The sequence below is a fragment of the Lysobacterales bacterium genome (genome assembly GCA_014946745.1).
GTDB lineage: Bacteria > Pseudomonadota > Gammaproteobacteria > Xanthomonadales > Xanthomonadaceae > Aquimonas.
Window position 1 is genome coordinate 1399402 of record JADCRD010000001.1, and the last position, 16480, is coordinate 1415881.

At 68.2% G+C, this 16480-nt stretch carries 9 protein-coding genes; 5 read left to right on the plus strand and 4 right to left on the minus strand.

Features of this window, described 5'->3' with window-relative positions; all coding sequences use genetic code 11:
- The first annotated feature begins 26 nt into the window (after positions 1-26).
- The 3 genes from metE to H4O13_05585 all read left to right on the plus strand — a co-directional run bounded on the left by metE (position 27) and on the right by H4O13_05585 (position 8057).
- Positions 27-2327, plus strand: coding sequence for a 5-methyltetrahydropteroyltriglutamate--homocysteine S-methyltransferase (gene metE / locus H4O13_05575; protein ID MBE5314857.1), 2301 nt, complete (start codon positions 27-29; stop codon positions 2325-2327).
- Positions 2328-2755: 428 nt separating this feature from the next.
- Complete coding sequence (locus H4O13_05580) at positions 2756-5680, plus strand: diguanylate cyclase (GenBank protein MBE5314858.1); 2925 nt, start codon at positions 2756-2758, stop codon at positions 5678-5680.
- An 82-nt stretch (positions 5681-5762) separates the two neighbouring features.
- On the plus strand, positions 5763-8057 hold the full coding sequence (locus H4O13_05585; GenBank protein ID MBE5314859.1) for an MFS transporter: 2295 nt from the start codon (positions 5763-5765) through the stop codon (positions 8055-8057).
- Between the two features lie 169 nt (positions 8058-8226).
- On the opposite strand, the gene H4O13_05590 is transcribed toward H4O13_05585, so the two are convergent.
- Positions 8227-8745: a sigma-70 family RNA polymerase sigma factor gene (locus H4O13_05590; GenBank protein MBE5314860.1), complete on the minus strand. Its 519-nt coding sequence runs from the start codon at positions 8743-8745 to the stop codon at positions 8227-8229.
- Positions 8746-9172: 427 nt separating this feature from the next.
- On the opposite strand from H4O13_05590, the gene H4O13_05595 reads away from it, so the two are divergent.
- Positions 9173-10153 carry a hypothetical protein gene (locus tag H4O13_05595; protein ID MBE5314861.1) on the plus strand — a complete coding sequence of 327 codons (981 nt, stop codon included), beginning with the start codon at positions 9173-9175 and terminating at the stop codon, positions 10151-10153.
- A 52-nt stretch (positions 10154-10205) separates the two neighbouring features.
- On the opposite strand, the gene H4O13_05600 is transcribed toward H4O13_05595, so the two are convergent.
- Together H4O13_05600 and H4O13_05605 are read right to left on the minus strand one after the other, a co-directional pair.
- Entirely contained in the window at positions 10206-12977 is a 2772-nt protein-coding gene (locus tag H4O13_05600; protein MBE5314862.1) for a serine/threonine protein kinase, read from the minus strand.
- A complete protein-coding gene (locus tag H4O13_05605) occupies positions 12974-13537 on the minus strand; it encodes a sigma-70 family RNA polymerase sigma factor (GenBank protein ID MBE5314863.1) in 564 nt (187 codons plus the stop codon). The genes H4O13_05600 and H4O13_05605 overlap by 4 nt, the downstream gene beginning before the upstream one ends.
- Before the next feature lie 215 nt (positions 13538-13752).
- On the opposite strand from H4O13_05605, the gene H4O13_05610 reads away from it, so the two are divergent.
- Positions 13753-15048, plus strand: coding sequence for a trypsin-like serine protease (locus H4O13_05610; protein MBE5314864.1), 1296 nt, complete (start codon positions 13753-13755; stop codon positions 15046-15048).
- Positions 15049-15218: 170 nt separating this feature from the next.
- On the opposite strand, the gene H4O13_05615 is transcribed toward H4O13_05610, so the two are convergent.
- Positions 15219-16454: an ABC transporter permease gene (locus tag H4O13_05615; GenBank protein ID MBE5314865.1), complete on the minus strand. Its 1236-nt coding sequence runs from the start codon at positions 16452-16454 to the stop codon at positions 15219-15221.
- Positions 16455-16480 lie beyond the last annotated feature (26 nt).

Consider the following 16480-nt stretch of genomic DNA (forward strand, 5'->3'; position numbering starts at 1 on the left):
TTGCCCCGTCATTGAGGAGCCACACCATGATGCACATCACCAACCTGGGGTTTCCCCGCATCGGCCGTCGACGCGAGCTCAAGCAGGCCTTGGAGGCCTACTGGAGCGGCGCGTCGGACGCCGCCACCCTGCTCGAAAGCGCTCGCGAACTGCGCCTGCGTCACTGGCAACTGCAAGCGGAGGCCGGCGTGCGCAGTCTGCCGGTCGGCGACTTCTCGCTCTATGACCATGTCCTCGACGCGGCGCTGCTGTTCGATGCCGTGCCGGACAGCCATCGCGCCCTCTACGAAGCCGACCCGCTGCTCGGCTACTTCGCGCTCGCCCGGGGTCTGCAGCGTGACGGCTTCGATCTGCGTGCGCTGGAGATGACCAAGTGGTTCGATACCAACTACCACCACCTGGTGCCCGAGTTGGTCGCGGACCAAGTGTTTCGGCTGCGCCCCGAGCGCTTGCTCCAGCACTGCAGCGAAGCGCGCGTTCTTGGCCTCGAACTGCGTCCGCAGGTGCTGGGCCCGGTCAGCCTGCTGCGTCTATCCAAGACCCTGGACGGCAGCGATCCCCTGGCCCTGCTGCCGCGCCTGCTGCCGCTGTACGCCGAGCTGTTCGAGCGGCTCCGCCAGCAGGGTGTCGACTGGCTGCAGGTGGACGAGCCCTGTCTGGCGCTGGACCTCGACCCCGCGCTGCAGGCGGCCTACGCGCAGGCCTTCGATGCGCTGCGCGCCAGCCCTGGCCCGCGTCTGCTCCTGAACTGTGGGTTCGGCGATCCGCGGCCCGCGCTGCCCTGGATTCGACGCCTTGCGCCTGCCGCGCTGCATGCGGACCTGTCCGCAGGGCTTGCGCCGCTGCCGGAGCTCGTCGACGGCGTGGGCGAGGGCATCCTGGTTGCAGGGGTAGTGTCCGGGCGCAGCGTCTGGCGCAGTGATCTGGATGCGCTGTGTGCGGGCCTGGCCCCGACCTTGAAGGCACGCGGGCCAGAGCGGCTGTGGCTCGCGCCCTCGTGCTCGCTGCTGCACCTGCCCATCAGTCTGGACGACGAACGGCAGCTGCCCGGGGCGCTGCGCAGCTGGTTGTCCTTCGCGCAGGAGAAGCTCGGCGAGCTGAACCTTTTGGGCCAGGCCCTGAGCGCGCCGGAAGATGCGCATGCGCTGCTGGCGCCGCAGCGCGCAGCGCTGGCGGATCGTCGAGTTTCCAGCCTGGTACACAGGCGCGACGTGCAGCAACGCGTGCTGGCACTGGATGTCGAACAGGCGGTCGAGCGCGCGCCCTTGGCGGAGCGTCGGCGCCTGCAGCAGCAGCGGCTGGCGCTGCCCCTGCTGCCCACCACCACGATCGGTTCGTTTCCCCAGACCCGTGAGATTCGCCGGCTGCGAGTGGACCTGCGTGCCGGGCGAATCAGCCCAGGCGAGTACGCCGCGCAGCTCGCAGCCGCGACGGAGGCCTGCGTGCGTGAGCAGGAGTCGATCGGCCTCGATGTGCTGGTGCACGGTGAGTTCGAGCGCAACGACATGGTCGAGTATTTCGGGGAGCAGCTGGCGGGCTTCGCCTTCACCCGCCACGCTTGGGTGCAGAGTTACGGCTCGCGCTGCGTCAAGCCTCCCATCCTGTTCGGAGACGTCGAGCGCGCGTCGCCGATGACGGTCGATGCGGCAGTGGCCGCGCAGGCCTTGAGCACGAAGCCGCTGAAGGGCATGCTCACCGGGCCCGTGACCATGCTGCAGTGGTCCTTTGTTCGCGATGACCAGCCGCGCGAGCAGACCTGCCTGCAGCTGGCGCTGGCGCTGCGCGATGAGGTGGACGATCTGCAGAGCGCCGGCATCGGCATCATCCAGATCGATGAGCCTGCGCTTCGCGAGGGGCTGCCACTGCGTCGCGCGGAGCGCGCCGACTACCTGCGCTGGGCGGTGCAGTGCTTCCGCCTGAGCGCAGGCGTGGCCCGGCCCGAAACCCAGATCCACAGCCACATGTGCTACTCCGAGTTCAACGACATCATCGAGTCGGTCGCGGCGATGGACGCCGATGTGGTGTCGATCGAAGCCAGTCGTTCGCGGATGGAGCTTCTGGATGCGTTCGTGCAGTTCCGCTATCCGGCGGCGTTGGGTCCCGGCGTGTATGACATTCACTCGCCGCGCGTGCCGCACGCGGGGGAGATGCGCGAGCTGCTGCAGCGTGCGCTGCAGGTGGTGCCGGCACAGCAGCTGTGGGTCAATCCGGACTGCGGCCTGAAGACTCGCGACTGGCCCGAAACGCGCGCTGCACTGGCGGCCATGGTCGCTGTGGCGGCGGCCCTGCGCGTCGACCTCGAACGGTGCGAGACACCTGTGAGCTGATAGATGACCGAAACCTCCGGCGTGCCGCGCACCTTGGCGGGCGCGCGGCATGCCGGAGCCTGCGCCCCGAGCTCTCACGTCCCCGCACTCAGCGCAGCGAACCCGCAGTCACCCGGCGAGGACCTCGCGCCGCTGGCTCGCCGAGGACAAATTCAATCCGCGCGCGCTGATGCGCTCACCTCTGGCCGCGGACGACGTGCGCCGACGGCACGTGGTTTGCAAGCAGCGGCGGCCGAGCGTAGTGAGTGCGAACTCTTTCAGCATCGACGATATCGGCGGCGGGCGCCTGCGGGCGCGGTTTCGGCAGTGGAGCCCTTCTGGACGCGACGGCAGTGGCGACTTTCGTGAGCGGCATTCTGCGTCTTCAGCCGTTCGCGCGGATTCCTGTCGCGGCGCTTGCCGTCCTCCTCTGCGTCCTCTGTGCTGGTTTGACGCAGCGTGTCGCTGCTGCGAATCACGCGCCGCCGCGCGCCGCCCTCTCCGAGTACTACGCCGAACGCTGGGGTGGACGCGAGGGCCTGCCGCACAACCTGGTTTCGGGCATCGTCCAGGATCGCGCGGGCTTTCTCTGGATGTCGACGCTGGAGGGCGCGGTGCGCTACAGCGGACGCGAGTTCCGCGTGTTCGACGCGGGCAGCTTGCCTGGATTGCGCGGCAACGCCATCCGCGCGGTGGCTGTGGATGCTGAAGGTCGCATCCTGCTCGCCACGACCCGCGACGGTATCGCACGCGGCGATGCTCAGGGCTGGGAGTTTCTGCGTCCCAACGGTCAGACGATTGTCGACGCCATCATCAGCGTGGCGCCTGGCGCCGCAGGGCGGGTATGGGCCGGCGGCGAGAACTCCGGCGTGTTCCGCTTCGATGCTGACGGCACCCAACGTCAGTTCACCACGGAGCAGGGCCTGCCCAGCAGCTATGTGAACTCGCTGGTCGAAGACGCGCACGGCCGTCTGTGGGTGGGGACGACGCGTGGGCTTGCGTGGATCGACGGCGATCAGGTCATCCTGCCCGCGGCGGATTCGGGGCTGCATGCCGGCACGGTTCTGGCGGTGCTGCCGCTCGCCGGGGGCGGCGCGCTGATCGGCACCGATCGCGGGGTACTTCGGAGCGATGCGGGCGGGCGCTTCGCGCCATTGTCCGAACGCTTGCCGCTGGACCAGGTCACCCGGCTGCTGCTGGATGGGCGCGGCGATCTGTGGATCGGCACCACCAGTCACGGCCTCTTGCGCATGAGCGCGCCGCTGGGGCCCGACGCCAAGATCGAGCGGCTGGACACCGCGGATGGCCTGCCCAACAGCCGCGTCTCCGCGCTGCTTGAGGACCGTGAGGGCAGCCTCTGGGTCGGCACCAACGGCGGTCTGTTCCGGCTGCGCCTGCCGCCCGTGCGGGTGCTGTCGCGCCGACAGGGGCTGTCCACGCCCTATGTGCGCGCGGTGGCTGAATCCGCCGATGGCGCCCTATGGGCCGGCACCAGCTCCGGGCTGTTCCGGATCGGCAGCGAAGGCGTGCGGCGCTTCGGCCAGGCCGAGGGCCTTCCCATGGAGTCGGTGCTGAGCCTGCTGGCCGAAGCGGACGGGGGGCTCTGGATCGGCACCGCTGCAGGCGGCCTCGCGCGCTGGGACGGCGAGCGCATCCGCGTGGAGGCGAGCCGCGCCTCCGGGCTCGCCGGGGATCAGGTTCGGGCGATCCTGCGCGCCTCGGACGGCGCACTCTGGGTGGGCACCACGCTCGGGCTGTCTGAACTGCGCGATGGCGCGATCCGCAACTGGACCGTCGCCGAGGGCTTGCCGCGCGATTTCGTCATCGCTCTGCACGAGGACGCGCGCGGTCGCATCTTCATCGGCACGTCGAACGGCGCCGCCATGATCGAGTCCGGACGTCTGGTCCAACTGCAGCTCGGGCAGGAGCCCTACAAGGACATCTTCGACTTCCACGAAAGCGCCGACGGCTCGGTGTGGATGGCGACGGACCTCGGCCTTCTGCGCTGGCGCGAAGGGCCGAGCGGGCGGGTGGGGCGCTCGGCCGGAGTCCCGGTCGATGCGGTGTTCCAGATTGTTCCGGATGCGTTCGGCGGCTGGTGGCTGACCAGCAACCGCGGTCTGTATCGGATCGAGACCGCGGCGGCAGAGGCCGTCGCAGATGGCCAGCGCCAGACGCTGCCGGTGCGTCACTTCAACGAGAGCGACGGCATGGAAAGCGCCCAGTGCAATGGCGCCGCGGGCCCTGCCGCGCTCGCGCGCAGGGACGGCCGTCTGTGGTTCGGTACGGCCAGCGGGCTGGCGATCGTGGATCCGCCCAGCGTGCTGCTGGCGCTCGCGCCGCCGGTGCCGACCCGGATTAAAGCGCTGCGGGTCGACGAGCGCAGTCTGGCGCTGGGCGAGGTCGTACGGATACCGGCCGGCAGCCGACGCATCGAGATCGATCTGGTGGGCATGAGCCTGCAGATGCCCGAGCGCATCCAGTTCCGCTATCGCTTGCGCGGATTCGATCCTGCGTGGATCGAGGTCGGCAACCGCGACAGCGTGCAGTTCACGGCGCTAGCGCCGGGCCGCTACAGGTTCGAGGCGGCCGCAAGGAACCCCGGCGGCCGCTGGAGCGCGCCGGCCCCGCTGGTGCTTGAGATCGCCCCGCGCTGGTGGCAGCGCACGTGGGTGCGGGCGGTGCTCGCCCTGCTGACGCTGCTCGCTGTCGTCGCAGCGGTGCAGCTTCGCCTCGCACAGCTGCAGCGCGCGCAGATCCGGCTGCAGCGCCTGGTGGAAGAGAAGACGGCGGCCCTTGCCGCCAAAGCCCAGGCCCTGGCGCAGCTGGCGCAGGAGCGCGGGCAGCTGGCGGATCGCCTGCAGCTGCAGGCGCAGGCGTTCGAGCGCCAAGCGAGCGAGGACTACCTCACCGGCCTGTTCAACCGGCGCGCGTTCGATGCCCTGCTGGCAGACAGCTTCGCGGCCGCCCAGCGCAGCGGCGAGCCCCTATGCCTTGCCCTCATCGACATCGACTTCTTCAAGCGCATCAATGACCAGTGTTCGCACGCCGCTGGCGATGCAGCGCTGCGCGATGTCGCCCTGCTGATCCGCGAGCGGATGCGCGGCTGGGACATCGCCTCGCGCTGGGGTGGCGAGGAGTTCGCCGTGCTGCTGCCGAAGGCGGGGTTGGAGGAGGCGAGGCGCGTGTGCGAGCAGCTGCGGAGCGCGATCGAGTGCCACGACTTCGGCATGCTGCAGCCGGGGCTCCGTGTCACGGTGAGCATCGGGCTGGCTTCGTATGCCGGGCTGGATCACCACGAGCGTCTGATCCAGCGGGCGGATGAAGCGCTCTACCGGGCGAAGGCCTCAGGGCGCAACCGCATCGAGAGTTGAACCGCTCGATCTGCGAAACAGCGGGGCTCCCGCGTATCATTCGCCGCTTTCCGGCGCCCCCGCCTGGCCACCCCCCGAGTCCATGAGCACGCCCAGCCACAGCCCCATCCCCGCCCGCATGCGCGGCCTGAATCGCGCCGAGATCTGCGACCAGAACTTCATCGAATTTGTGCGCGACTGGCGCGGCGGCGTGCAGCCTGCATCCGGCGGCGAGCCGGTGATGCCGGGCAGCGCGCTCAGCGCGGCGGCCTTCGATGAGCTGCTGAAGTCGCAGCTGATCAGCCGGCATCTGGACCTGATGGCGCGGGTGCTGCGGGTGCAGAACAAGGTGTTCTACACCATCGGCAGCAGCGGCCACGAAGGCAATGCGATGGTGGCCCGCGCCGCGCGCCACACCGATCCGGCCTTCCTGCACTACCGCAGCGGCGGCTTCATGGCCGAGCGCTTCCGCAAGCTGCCCGGCACTGATGGGAAACCACGCGATCCGATCATGGATTCGGCGCTGAGTTTTGCCGCCAGCAAGGACGACCCGGCCTCGGGCGGCCGCCACAAGGTCTGGGGCTCGAAGCCGCTGTGGGTGCTGCCGCAGACCTCGACCATCGCCAGTCACCTGCCCAAGGCCCTGGGCACAGCGATCGCGATTGAACAGGCCAAGCGCATCGGCCACGCCCTGCCGATCCCGGACGACAGCATCGCGATCTGTTCCTTTGGCGATGCGTCCAGCAACCATGCCACCGCGCAGACGGCCTTCAACGCGGCCGCCTGGACGGCGTATCAGGGCCTGCCAGCGCCGGTGCTGTTCGTCTGCGAGGACAACGGCATCGGCATCTCGGTGAAAACGCCGCGCGACTGGGTGCGCGCGAACTTTGAAGGCCGCCGCGATCTCGACTATTTCTACGCCGACGGCCTCGACCTGGCCCACGGCTGGGCCGACGTGCAGCGCGCCGTCGAGCACTGCCGGCGCACGCGCCGCCCGACCTTCCTGCACCTGCGCACCACCCGCATCATGGGCCACGCCGGCACCGACTTCGAGATCGAGTGGCGCTCGATCGAAGAGCTGGTGCAGGTCGAAGCCACCGACCCGCTGCTGAAGTCGGCCGACATCGCGCTGCGCTCGGGCCTGTACACCGCCGACAGCCTGCTGGCGCTGTACGAGGACACGCGCAAGCGCTGCTTCGCTGCCGCCGAAGACGCCGACCGGCGCCCGCGCCTGTCGACGCTCGAGGACGTCATGGCGCCGCTGGCGCCCTACACGCCGGACAAGGTGCTGGCCGAAGCTGCGCGTGCCGACTACACCGACGCGCGTCTCAAGGTGTTCGGCGGCGAAGACAAGCTGCCCGAGAAGCAGGCGCCCAAGCATCTGGCCATCCAGATCAACCAGGCCCTGCACGACCTGCTGGCCAAGTACCCGGAGAGCCTGCTGTTCGGCGAAGACGTCGCGCTGAAGGGCGGCGTCTACACGGTGACCAAGGGCTTGTTCAAGACCTTCTCGGGCAAGCGCGTGTTCAACACCCTGCTCGACGAGACCATGATCCTTGGCCTCGCCCAGGGCTACGCCAACATGGGCATGCTGCCGATCCCGGAGATCCAGTACCTGGCCTACTTCCACAACGCCTGCGACCAGATCCGCGGCGAGGCGGCCAGCCTGCAGTTCTTCTCGAACGGCCAGTATCGCAACCCGATGGTGATGCGCATCGCCTCGCTCGGCTATCAGCGCGGCTTCGGCGGCCACTTCCACAACGACAACTCGATCACCGCCCTGCGCGACATCCCGGGCCTCGTGGTGGCCTGCCCCTCGCGCGGCGACGATGCGGCGATGATGCTGCGCACCCTGATGGCGCTGGCCAAGGTCGACGGCCGGGTCTGCGCCTTCCTGGAGCCGATCGCGCTGTACATGGCCAAGGACCTGCACGCCCCCGGCGACGGCGGCTGGCTCACCCAGTACCCCGCGCCCGATCAGGCGATCCCGCTGGGCGAGGGCAGGGTGTATGCGCCCGAGGACGGCAGCACCGGCGATGACCTCGTCGTGTTCACCTTCGGCAACGCCGTGCCCATGTGCCTGCGCGCCCAGCGCGCGTGGGAGGAGCAGCTCGGCTGGAGCACCCGAGTCGTCGACCTGCGCTGGCTGCAGCCGCTCAACGAAGGTTTCATCGCCGAACAGGCGAAGTCGGCCAAGCGCATCCTCGTGGTGGATGAAGGCCGACGCTCGGCTGGCGTGGGCGAGGGCATCATCACCGCCATCGTCGAAGCCGGCTTCGGCGCCACGCCGCTGAAGCGCGTGGTCGGCGCCGACACCTTCACCCCGCTCGCCGGCGCGGCCTTCCTCGTGCTGCCCGGCGATGAGGAAATCATCGCAGCCGGTGGCGCGCTCGGCTGAGGCCGAGAAAGGAGCCCATAGGGTGGGTCTTGACCCACCGAAGCTCCACGCTCGTCTCGGTCCACGCCTGCATTCCGCCAATCGGCGGCCAAGCGAAGCCACCCCCAAGCGGAGGCGAACACGCGTCGCGCTCGCAGGATCGCTCAGCGACGCGCCGGCACGCGGAACCTTAGCGGGGATCCACAGCGTCCTGCAGCCAGGCCCGTGCGCGTACCCAATCGCGCTGCACGGTGCGCACGTCCACGCCGAGCTGGGCGGCGACGCCGGCACTGTCCAGCCCGGCGAACACCCGCAGCTCGATGACCTGGGCCAGCCGCGGATCGTGGGCGTCGAGCGCGCGCAAGGCTTGCTCCAGCGCGAGCAGGGCATCGGGATCGGCGCGTTCTGCGCAGTCAAGCTCGTCGATGTCGAGCTTGTGGCCGCTGCGCTTGGCGGTGGCGCGGGCGCGGCAGTAGTCGATCAGCACGTGGCGCATCGTTCGCGTCCACAGCGACAGCAGGTGCGAATCATCGCGAACGTCCAGACGGCCCGCGACAGCGAAACGCAGATAGGCTTCGTGCACCAGCACCGTGGCCGACAGGGTGGCAGGCGAGGGCGTCTGACCGAGCTGGCGACCGGCGATCCGCTTCAGGCGACTGTAGAGATCGGACAGCGGCTCAGCAAAAGCTGCGGCGGGGGTGATGGACATGGCGAACTCCAGGACTGAAAGGCAGAGGCAACAGCCGGCCTCCGACTTGTAAGTCGTCATCGCGAGCCGATGCCCGCCACCGCCGAAGCTCACAAGCCACTGCGCGTCCATAGAGCCGATCTGGTTCGGTTGAAGCCTTGGGGCGGGCGAGACCTGAAGAGCAGCGAAGCAAGCTCCGCTGTACAGGAAGCGAAGCCTCGGCAGAAAACTTCGCGCCTGCTTGCCCGAAAGCTTGCCGAATCGACACCCAGCCATTGCAGGTCTCGCTCACCCCGGAACGCAGGGCAGATGGAAATGTGCGGATGCATGGCGGGTTTCGCCGCGGGGCGGCGACTCTATGCATCAGGGCGCCCGGACAGACTCGGGCACCCCATCGATTGGCGCAAGCCTGCGGGGTTCGCCCCTTCCCATGTAGACGGAGACACTCATGACTGCAATCGCCCAACCCCGCCGCGCCCTTGCGCTCGCCCTGGTCACCGCGCTTGGCGCCTCTGCCCCGGCCGACCCGGCAGCTGCCCAAGCCGCGGTGACGAGCTTTCAGGTGATAAGGCTGAACTACGCGCCCGCCCAGCCCACCCCCGGCCTGGACTTGCGCCCGGGAAGCTATTTGCTGCAGCTGCAGGGCTCGTCGACAGGAGGCTACGAGGGCCAGCTGCGAGGGCCCCGCAACGAGATCATCGCGGAGCGCATTGTTCTTCGCGCCAGCAGTGGCTGCCCTGCAGGGGCGCCAAGCAGTGCTGTGCTCCGAACCCGCAGCCTGCCCGGTCAGCCCGACTTGAACGTACTCGGAATCGAGATTGGCAATACAGCGGGTGGCTGCCCGCTGCGTGGGACCTTACCCACTATGGGCTTGACGAAGGCCGAGAAGCCGGACGTGGCGACCTCGGATGAGTGCGACGAGCCGGTGGTTGGCGGAGTGTCGAGCACTACAGCCCCAGAACGTGATGACTCAACCCAGTCCTGCAATATCGAGGACTGGGATCCGCCGATCGCAGTTCCGCGACCTGATTTGAAGCCCGGGCATCGAGTCAGCCTTGCGGGGCGTGATTTCCTTTGGGTTGAGCGCGCCCGGCTGCAGGCCAGTGAGGCAATCGGGTTCCGCGATGGCCGCTGCCTATTCAACTACGCCTATACGGTCGAGAACGTGGGACCCGCTCGCTCCGGCGAAACCGAGGGCAGCATGCTGTTGCAGCAGCGCTATGGTCTGCAGCTTGATGCGAGCGTCGTGGCAAGCCTTCCCCCCGGTGGAACTCAACGGATCCAGGGCCAATTGGCTCTGCCGCCAGGCATCTGGCAAATCTTCGCCCACGTGGACAGCAGCGCTCAGGTTGTCGAGTGGAACGGACGGAACAATGCTCGATCACTGATCGTCGAGATAGCGGGGACGTGCGCAAGCTCGACTCAGTGAGCGGACGAACCTGGCCGCAACCTCCTCGGGTTCGATGGAGGGCGAGGGCGCGTCAATCCGTGCGAGGTCCGCGAAGGCGCAGGATCTCGGTGCGCGTGGGCTCCAACCAGTGAGGTGGCGCCCTGCAAAGCTTCTCGCACATCGCGACGGCAGTCTCCAGCTCGATGAGTGCTTCGTTCGTACGCCCAGTCGAGGCCAACGCGCTTCCCCGCACTCGATGAGCGTTGGCAAGCTCTGCGCTTTCGGGCAGTTCTCGGGCAAACAGCGCTATGGACTCGGACGCAGCGGCTTCTGCGAGGTCTGAGCGTCCTGCCTGATGGAGTGCTTCGGCGCGCCAATACTTGAGCACCGCACGCTGAATTGTGTCGGTCCTTCCAACGGTGGCCAGGGCTTGGTCGAACTCGGCCAGGGCTTCCGCTGGACGGCCAAGCCTGAGCAGGGTCCTTCCAAGATTCTGGCGGAGCGCGTCTACCCATGACGCATGTGTTTCTGGAAGTGCAACCAAAGCCTCCCGATAGGCGTCTTCCGCTTCCTCGATACGCTGCTGGTGCTCCAGGCTGAACCCCAAAGCGTTCAGGGCGAGTGCGACTCTTGCGTGCTTGTTCCCAAAGCTTCGCCTGTGTATCTCCAGGGCTTTTCTGTGCGCGAGCTCGGCCTCCGGGTGTCTCCCCAGTTCCGCAAGAATTCCGCCGTAGTTTCCAACCACGACGCCAACGGTGGGATGGAATGGTCCGCGGCTCTCCTGCAGTGCGGCTATGGCCTCCAGATAAAGCGGGATTGCCTGCGCAGGCTTTCCCTCGTCGCGCAAGACCATCGCCAGATAGGCCTTGGTATCGGCAAGTCGCGGGTGGGCTGCCGGAAGCCGTGGCGTCATCAGCGCTATCGACTCGCGCAGCATGGCCTCAATGCCTTCGGAGTTGCCCAACCGACGCTCGATCATGGTCGCTTGGCTCAGGCTGCGGGCAACGTCCAGTTCGCCGCCAGGGCCCGCGCTGCGACGCAAGGACAAGGCTTCATGGCTGACCGCAAGGGCGTCTCTCATTCGCCCGCTGCGTCGCAACACGTTGGCCAAATGAAACAGAGTCTCCGCCACCTGCAGTGGTTCGTCCGGCCGCGCTGCCCTGAACAACCCCAGGGCCCGCTGCAGCAGAGCCTCCGGCTCTTCAAGTTCATTGCCCTGGCCAAGCAAACGCCCTCGGCTGCGATACACCTGCGCTGCCAGCAGGGGCTGCTCGGCCTCCAAAGCCTCAGCCAGTGTCTGCGCCTGCCCCAGCAGTTCGTCCGCACGCGGGTAGTTGCCCAGCGCCTGATAGACATCCCCCACGGTCAGCAGCAGTTCGGTCTCCACCTCTGGGTATGCGTCCAACTCGCTTTCGATCTGACTGAAGCTGCGGTCGAGCAAGGCTTCTACGCTCAGGGGTTCGCCGCCGCTGACATCGGGGTCGATGCCTTCGAACAGGCGCTGCATCAGGCTCTGCACTTGGCGAGCCTTGGCAGCCTCGGCCTGCGCGCGGTCGCGCTCACGCTCCAGCGCCTGCGCCTGCAGGTTCAGGGTCACCAGATAGACGCTGAGCAAGGCCAAGGTCAGCGTAGCGAAAGCGAGACCCACCGGATGCCGGCGCACGAAGCGCCCCATCCGGTAGCGCCAGGTGTCCGGGCGCGCGTGCAGGGTTCGGCCCTGGCGCGAGCGGATCAGGTCGTCGATCAGTTCGTCGACGGTGCCGTAGCGGCGATCGGGCAGTTTCTGCAGTGCTTTGCCGACGATGGTGTCGAGATCGCCCCGCAGTCGGCGGCGCAGCTGATGCGGCTGCAGATGACGACGCAGGGCGAGCTCGGTGTCGCCGCTGCCGATGCGCTGGCTGGGGCGGGTCGGGTCCTGCTCGCAGACGACACGTTCGATCGAGGCGGGCCCGGTGTGGCCGACACGCTGGGCGCGGTGGCCGCAGAGCAGTTCGTACAGCAGCAGACCGAGCTGATAGACGTCGCTCGCGGTGGTGACGGGCTGTCCGCGCACCTGCTCCGGTGAGGCGTAGTCCGGGGTGAACATGCGCTGCTCGATGCGCGTGGCGAGTGGGTCTTCGCCTGCGCCCTCGCCCAGCACCTTGGCGATGCCAAAATCGAGCAGCTTCACCCGGCCATCGGCTCGCACGAGGATGTTGGAGGGCTTGAGGTCGCGATGGATGACCAGGCTGCGGTGCGCGTGCGCGACCGCACGGCAGACCTCGATGAACAATTCGATGCGTGCGTCGAGGCCGAGCTGCAGCGAATCGCAGTAGTGGTCGATGGGCACGCCATCGACGTATTCCATCACCAGGTACGGGTGCCCCTGCGCATCGCGACCGCCGTCCAGCAGGCCGGCGATGCTTGGATGGTTGAGGCGCGCCAGGATCTGCCGCTCCTGCAGGAAGCGTCGCGCGAACTCGCCGATCGCAAAACCCGAGCGGATCAGTTTCAGCGCGCCGAGCTGCTCAAAGCCGGCATCGATGCGCTCGACCTTCAGCACCTCGCCCATCCCGCCCTGACCAATCCGTTCGAGAACTCGCCAGCCGCCGATCTGTTCGGGCAGCTCGGCCTCGTCGAAGCCAAGGCGGGTCGACAGTCCCGGGTCGCTGCTCTGCGCTGCCGCATCGATGAGCCGCGCCGCGGCCGCGGCATCCAGGGCGAAGGGATCGGTGTCGGACTCGCACAGCGCCAGCATCTCCTCGACATCGGCACGCAGCGAGGCGTCTTCGATGGCGGCCAGAAAGGCGGGGCGCGCGTCGTCCTCCAGATCCAGAACCTGCATCAGCAGGCGATCGATCTCGATGCGGCGGTCGAGGCTCACGGCTCGCCCTGGAAGGCCTTGAGCAGCCAGGCGCGGGCGCGCAGCCAGTCGCGCTGCACGGTGCGCAGGGAGGTGTCGAGCGCAGCCGCGGTTTCCTCCTCGCTAAGTCCTCCGAAGTAGCGGCACTCGACCACCTGGGCCAAGCGTTCGTTGAACTGGCGCAGCTGCTCCAGCGCGAGGTCGACGGCAAGGATGTCCTCGGCCTGCTCGTCGATGGCGACCAGGTCGGGCGTCAGGGTGAGATCAGGCTGGCCGCCCCCGCGCTTATCGCGACCGCGCGCGCGCGCGGCATCGACCAGGATGCGCCGCATCGCGCGGGCGCAGATCGCGAAGAAGTGGGTGCGGCTCTGCCAGTCCACGCCGGTCTCGTCGACCAGCTGCAGCCAGGCCTCCTGCAGCAGGGCGGTGGTTGAGAGCGTCTCGCCGCCGAGGCCGTCGCGCCGCCGCTGGCGCCTGGCGATCTCGTGCAGGCGCGCATAGACCATCGGCACCAGCGCGTCGAAGGCGGCGCGCTCGCCGGCGCGGTGCCGCTGCAGGAGTTGAGTGATCTCGGCATCCATGGGCGGTCGCGGCTTTGTGCGGTGGCTGAATCATACGGCCGGCGCGGCCGCGCTGCGGAATGTCGCGGTGCCGCAAGGCCGCGCCGTCCGCCCGTCCTCGCGCTTGCCGCTGGCTGTCGTTTCCCTCGCGGCGCCACGTGTACAGGCCTGACGACGCGCGGAGCCTGTCTGCCCGCCGGGACGTCAGACGCCCTAGATGCTTGAGGAGTTCCGCCATGAACACGATCCATCTGATTCGCAGCGGCCTGCTGCTGGGCCTGGGCCTTGCCGCCAGCGCCACTCCCGCCCAGGTCGAATACCGCAGCCTCGACCTGCAGGCCGCTTTTGGCAGCGAGCTGGTGCCGGCCAAGTCCAGCGTCGAGGTGCGCTGGGAACACCTCGGCAAGGCCCGCTTCGGGGACATCGATACGGCCGGCGCGCCGTCACCGCTGCCGGAGCCCCGTAGCGACGAAGTAGAGGACCGCCTCAAGTCGATGGCAGATGAACTGGACGCGCGGCACTGGGTGGCGGTCAACGTTCGTACCGGCGACGAGTACCTGGTCGAGCTGCCGCTCGGCACGGCGCGCGGCCTGCGCATGCTGGCGGCCAAAGCTGGCTGGGAGCAGGGCTACGAAGGCCCTGCCAACGACCCGACCGGCGCCCGCGCCGAGGCGCAGATGCCGCTGCTGGGCGACGCCAAAGGCTGGAGCAATGGCCACGACAGCCGCACCCGTCGCTTCGACAACACCAGCTATCCCTATCGCGCCATGGGTCAGATCGGTGGCGGCCTCGACTGGGGCTGCTCGGGCACCCTGGTCGGGCGTCGCCATGTGCTGACCGCCGCCCACTGCCTGTTTGGCTGGATCGAGCAGGACGACGGCAGCTTCGAGGGCACCTGGACCCTGGGCGGGCGCTTCCGCGCGGGCCGAGAGGGCAGCTGCAACAACGCCAGCTGCGAGCCCTACGGCGAACAACAGGGGGTGTGGTACTACACGCCGGCCGCCTGGCGCGCCAGCCGCGATGCCTGGAACCACGACTACGGCCTGATCGTGCTGGACGGCACGCCGGGCAGCCAGACCGGCTGGCTGGGCTACGTTGCAACCGCTCAAGCCACGATCGAGGACTACTGCGACAAGGTGCCCTTTGGCCCAGGCTACCTCGGTGGCCAGTGCTACAACCGTGGCTACCCGGCCTGCGGCGAGATCGAGGCCCCGTTCGAGTGTCGCGTCAACAACAGCCTGCAGGGTTGGGCCTACCAGGACACCAAACCCTGCGAGATCGGCAGCTTTGGCAGCAACGGTGCGGACGGCTGGGCGGCGCGCTTTACCACCAACTGCGACCTGAGCCGAGGCCACTCCGGGTCGGCGGTGTTCACCGACGCTTGGAACGGCTCGGGTCATGTCGTGTTTGGCGTGGTCAGCACGCAGAGCTGCACGACCTGCAGTGCTGGCGAGGTCTACGTCAACGGCATCCGCCGCGTGACCCCGGAAGTGCTCGACATGATCGCGTACTTCAAGGCTGACAAACCGTAAGGGCGGCTGCGATTCGCAGGACGGTCATCCCCGCTCCGGCGGGGATGACCGGCCTCTTTGCGAGGGGCATGGGCAGGTGCCTTCGCTCGGCCGACAGAGCCCAGGCGCGCGTACGCTCATCCCGAATCCCGAATCCCGAATCCCGAATCCCGAATCCCGAATCCCGGCCCTCAGCCCTGATGCCGCAGCGCCTCGATCGGGTCGAGCTGGGCCGCCTTGCGCGCCGGGTAGTAGCCGAAGAACAGTCCGGTGGCGACAGCGAAGCCGGTGGCGAGTGCGATCACCTCGAAGCTGAGTTCGACGGGCAGGGCGCCGATGCGGCCGGCCAGCAGGGCACCGGCGATGCCGATGGCGATGCCAATGATGCCGCCGCCCAGCGAGATCATCATGGCCTCGGCGAGGAACTGCCGCTGGATCTCCTTCGGCCCGGCACCGACCGCCATGCGCAAACCGATCTCGCGGATCCTCTCGGTCACCGAGACCAGCATGATGTTCATGATGCCGATGCCGCCCACCACCAGCGAAATGCCGGCGACGGCGCCGAGCAGCATGGACATGAGGCGGGTGGTCTCGTTGCGCGCGCTTACCAGCTGGGTCAGGTTGCGGACGATGAAGTCGTCCTCGCCGCCGGGCGGAATCTTGTGGGTTTCCTTGAGCACGGCGTTGAGGTCGGCCTCGACCTTGGCCATGTCCTTCGACGAGGCTGTGCCGACGACGATGCCCTGCACGGTGCCGGGCGGCAGCTGCATCTGACCCATCAGCCGGCGGCGTGCGGTGTCGAGGGGCACGAACACGGTGTCGTCCTGATCGCCGCCCCAGCCGCTTTGGCCCTTCGGATTCGCCACGCCGACGACAGTGAAGGGCACGCGGCCGATGCGGATGGTGGCGCCGATCGGATCGTCCTCGCCAAACAGCTTCTCGCGCACAGTCTGGCCCAGCACCACCACGGTGTCGGTGCCGTCGAAGCCTGCCAGCTCGCCTTCGTCGCCCGCAGACAGGGTCCAGTCGAGAATGCGGAAGAAGTCCGGCTGCACACCCTGCCACTGGGTGCTCCAGTTCTGCTCGGCCTGGATCACCTGCGCGCCGCCGCGCACCGTGGCGCTGACGAAGCGCGCTTCAGGAATGCGCTCGCGGATGGCCTCGACGTCGTCCATCGTCAGCGAGAAGATGCTGCCTGCGCCCATCCGCACGGCCCCCTGACGGCCCCAGTTGGGCATCACGTCGATGCGGTTCGAGCCGAGTCGCGAGATGGTCTGGTCGAGCTGGGCCTGGGTGCCCTGGCCGACCGACACCATCACGATGACCGCTGCGATGCCGATGATCACGCCGAGCGCGGTCAGCGTGCTGCGCAGCCAGTTGCCGCGCAGCGCGAACAGGGCCATGTAGAGGATGTCGCGGAAGCGCACGCGCCCCGGCGGCACGAAGGTCTGCG

Bases quoted from the DNA above. Each gene is read 5' to 3' on its own strand.
- H4O13_05605 (MBE5314863.1), bottom strand. From the start codon at position 13,537: ATGGATGCCGAGATCACTCAACTCCTGCAGCGGCACCGCGCCGGCGAG.
- H4O13_05595 (MBE5314861.1), top strand. From the start codon at position 9,173: ATGACTGCAATCGCCCAACCCCGCCGCGCCCTTGCGCTCGCCCTGGTC.
- H4O13_05590 (MBE5314860.1), bottom strand. From the start codon at position 8,745: ATGTCCATCACCCCCGCCGCAGCTTTTGCTGAGCCGCTGTCCGATCTC.
- H4O13_05585 (MBE5314859.1), top strand. From the start codon at position 5,763: ATGAGCACGCCCAGCCACAGCCCCATCCCCGCCCGCATGCGCGGCCTG.
- H4O13_05610 (MBE5314864.1), top strand. From the start codon at position 13,753: ATGAACACGATCCATCTGATTCGCAGCGGCCTGCTGCTGGGCCTGGGC.
- metE (MBE5314857.1), top strand. From the start codon at position 27: ATGATGCACATCACCAACCTGGGGTTTCCCCGCATCGGCCGTCGACGC.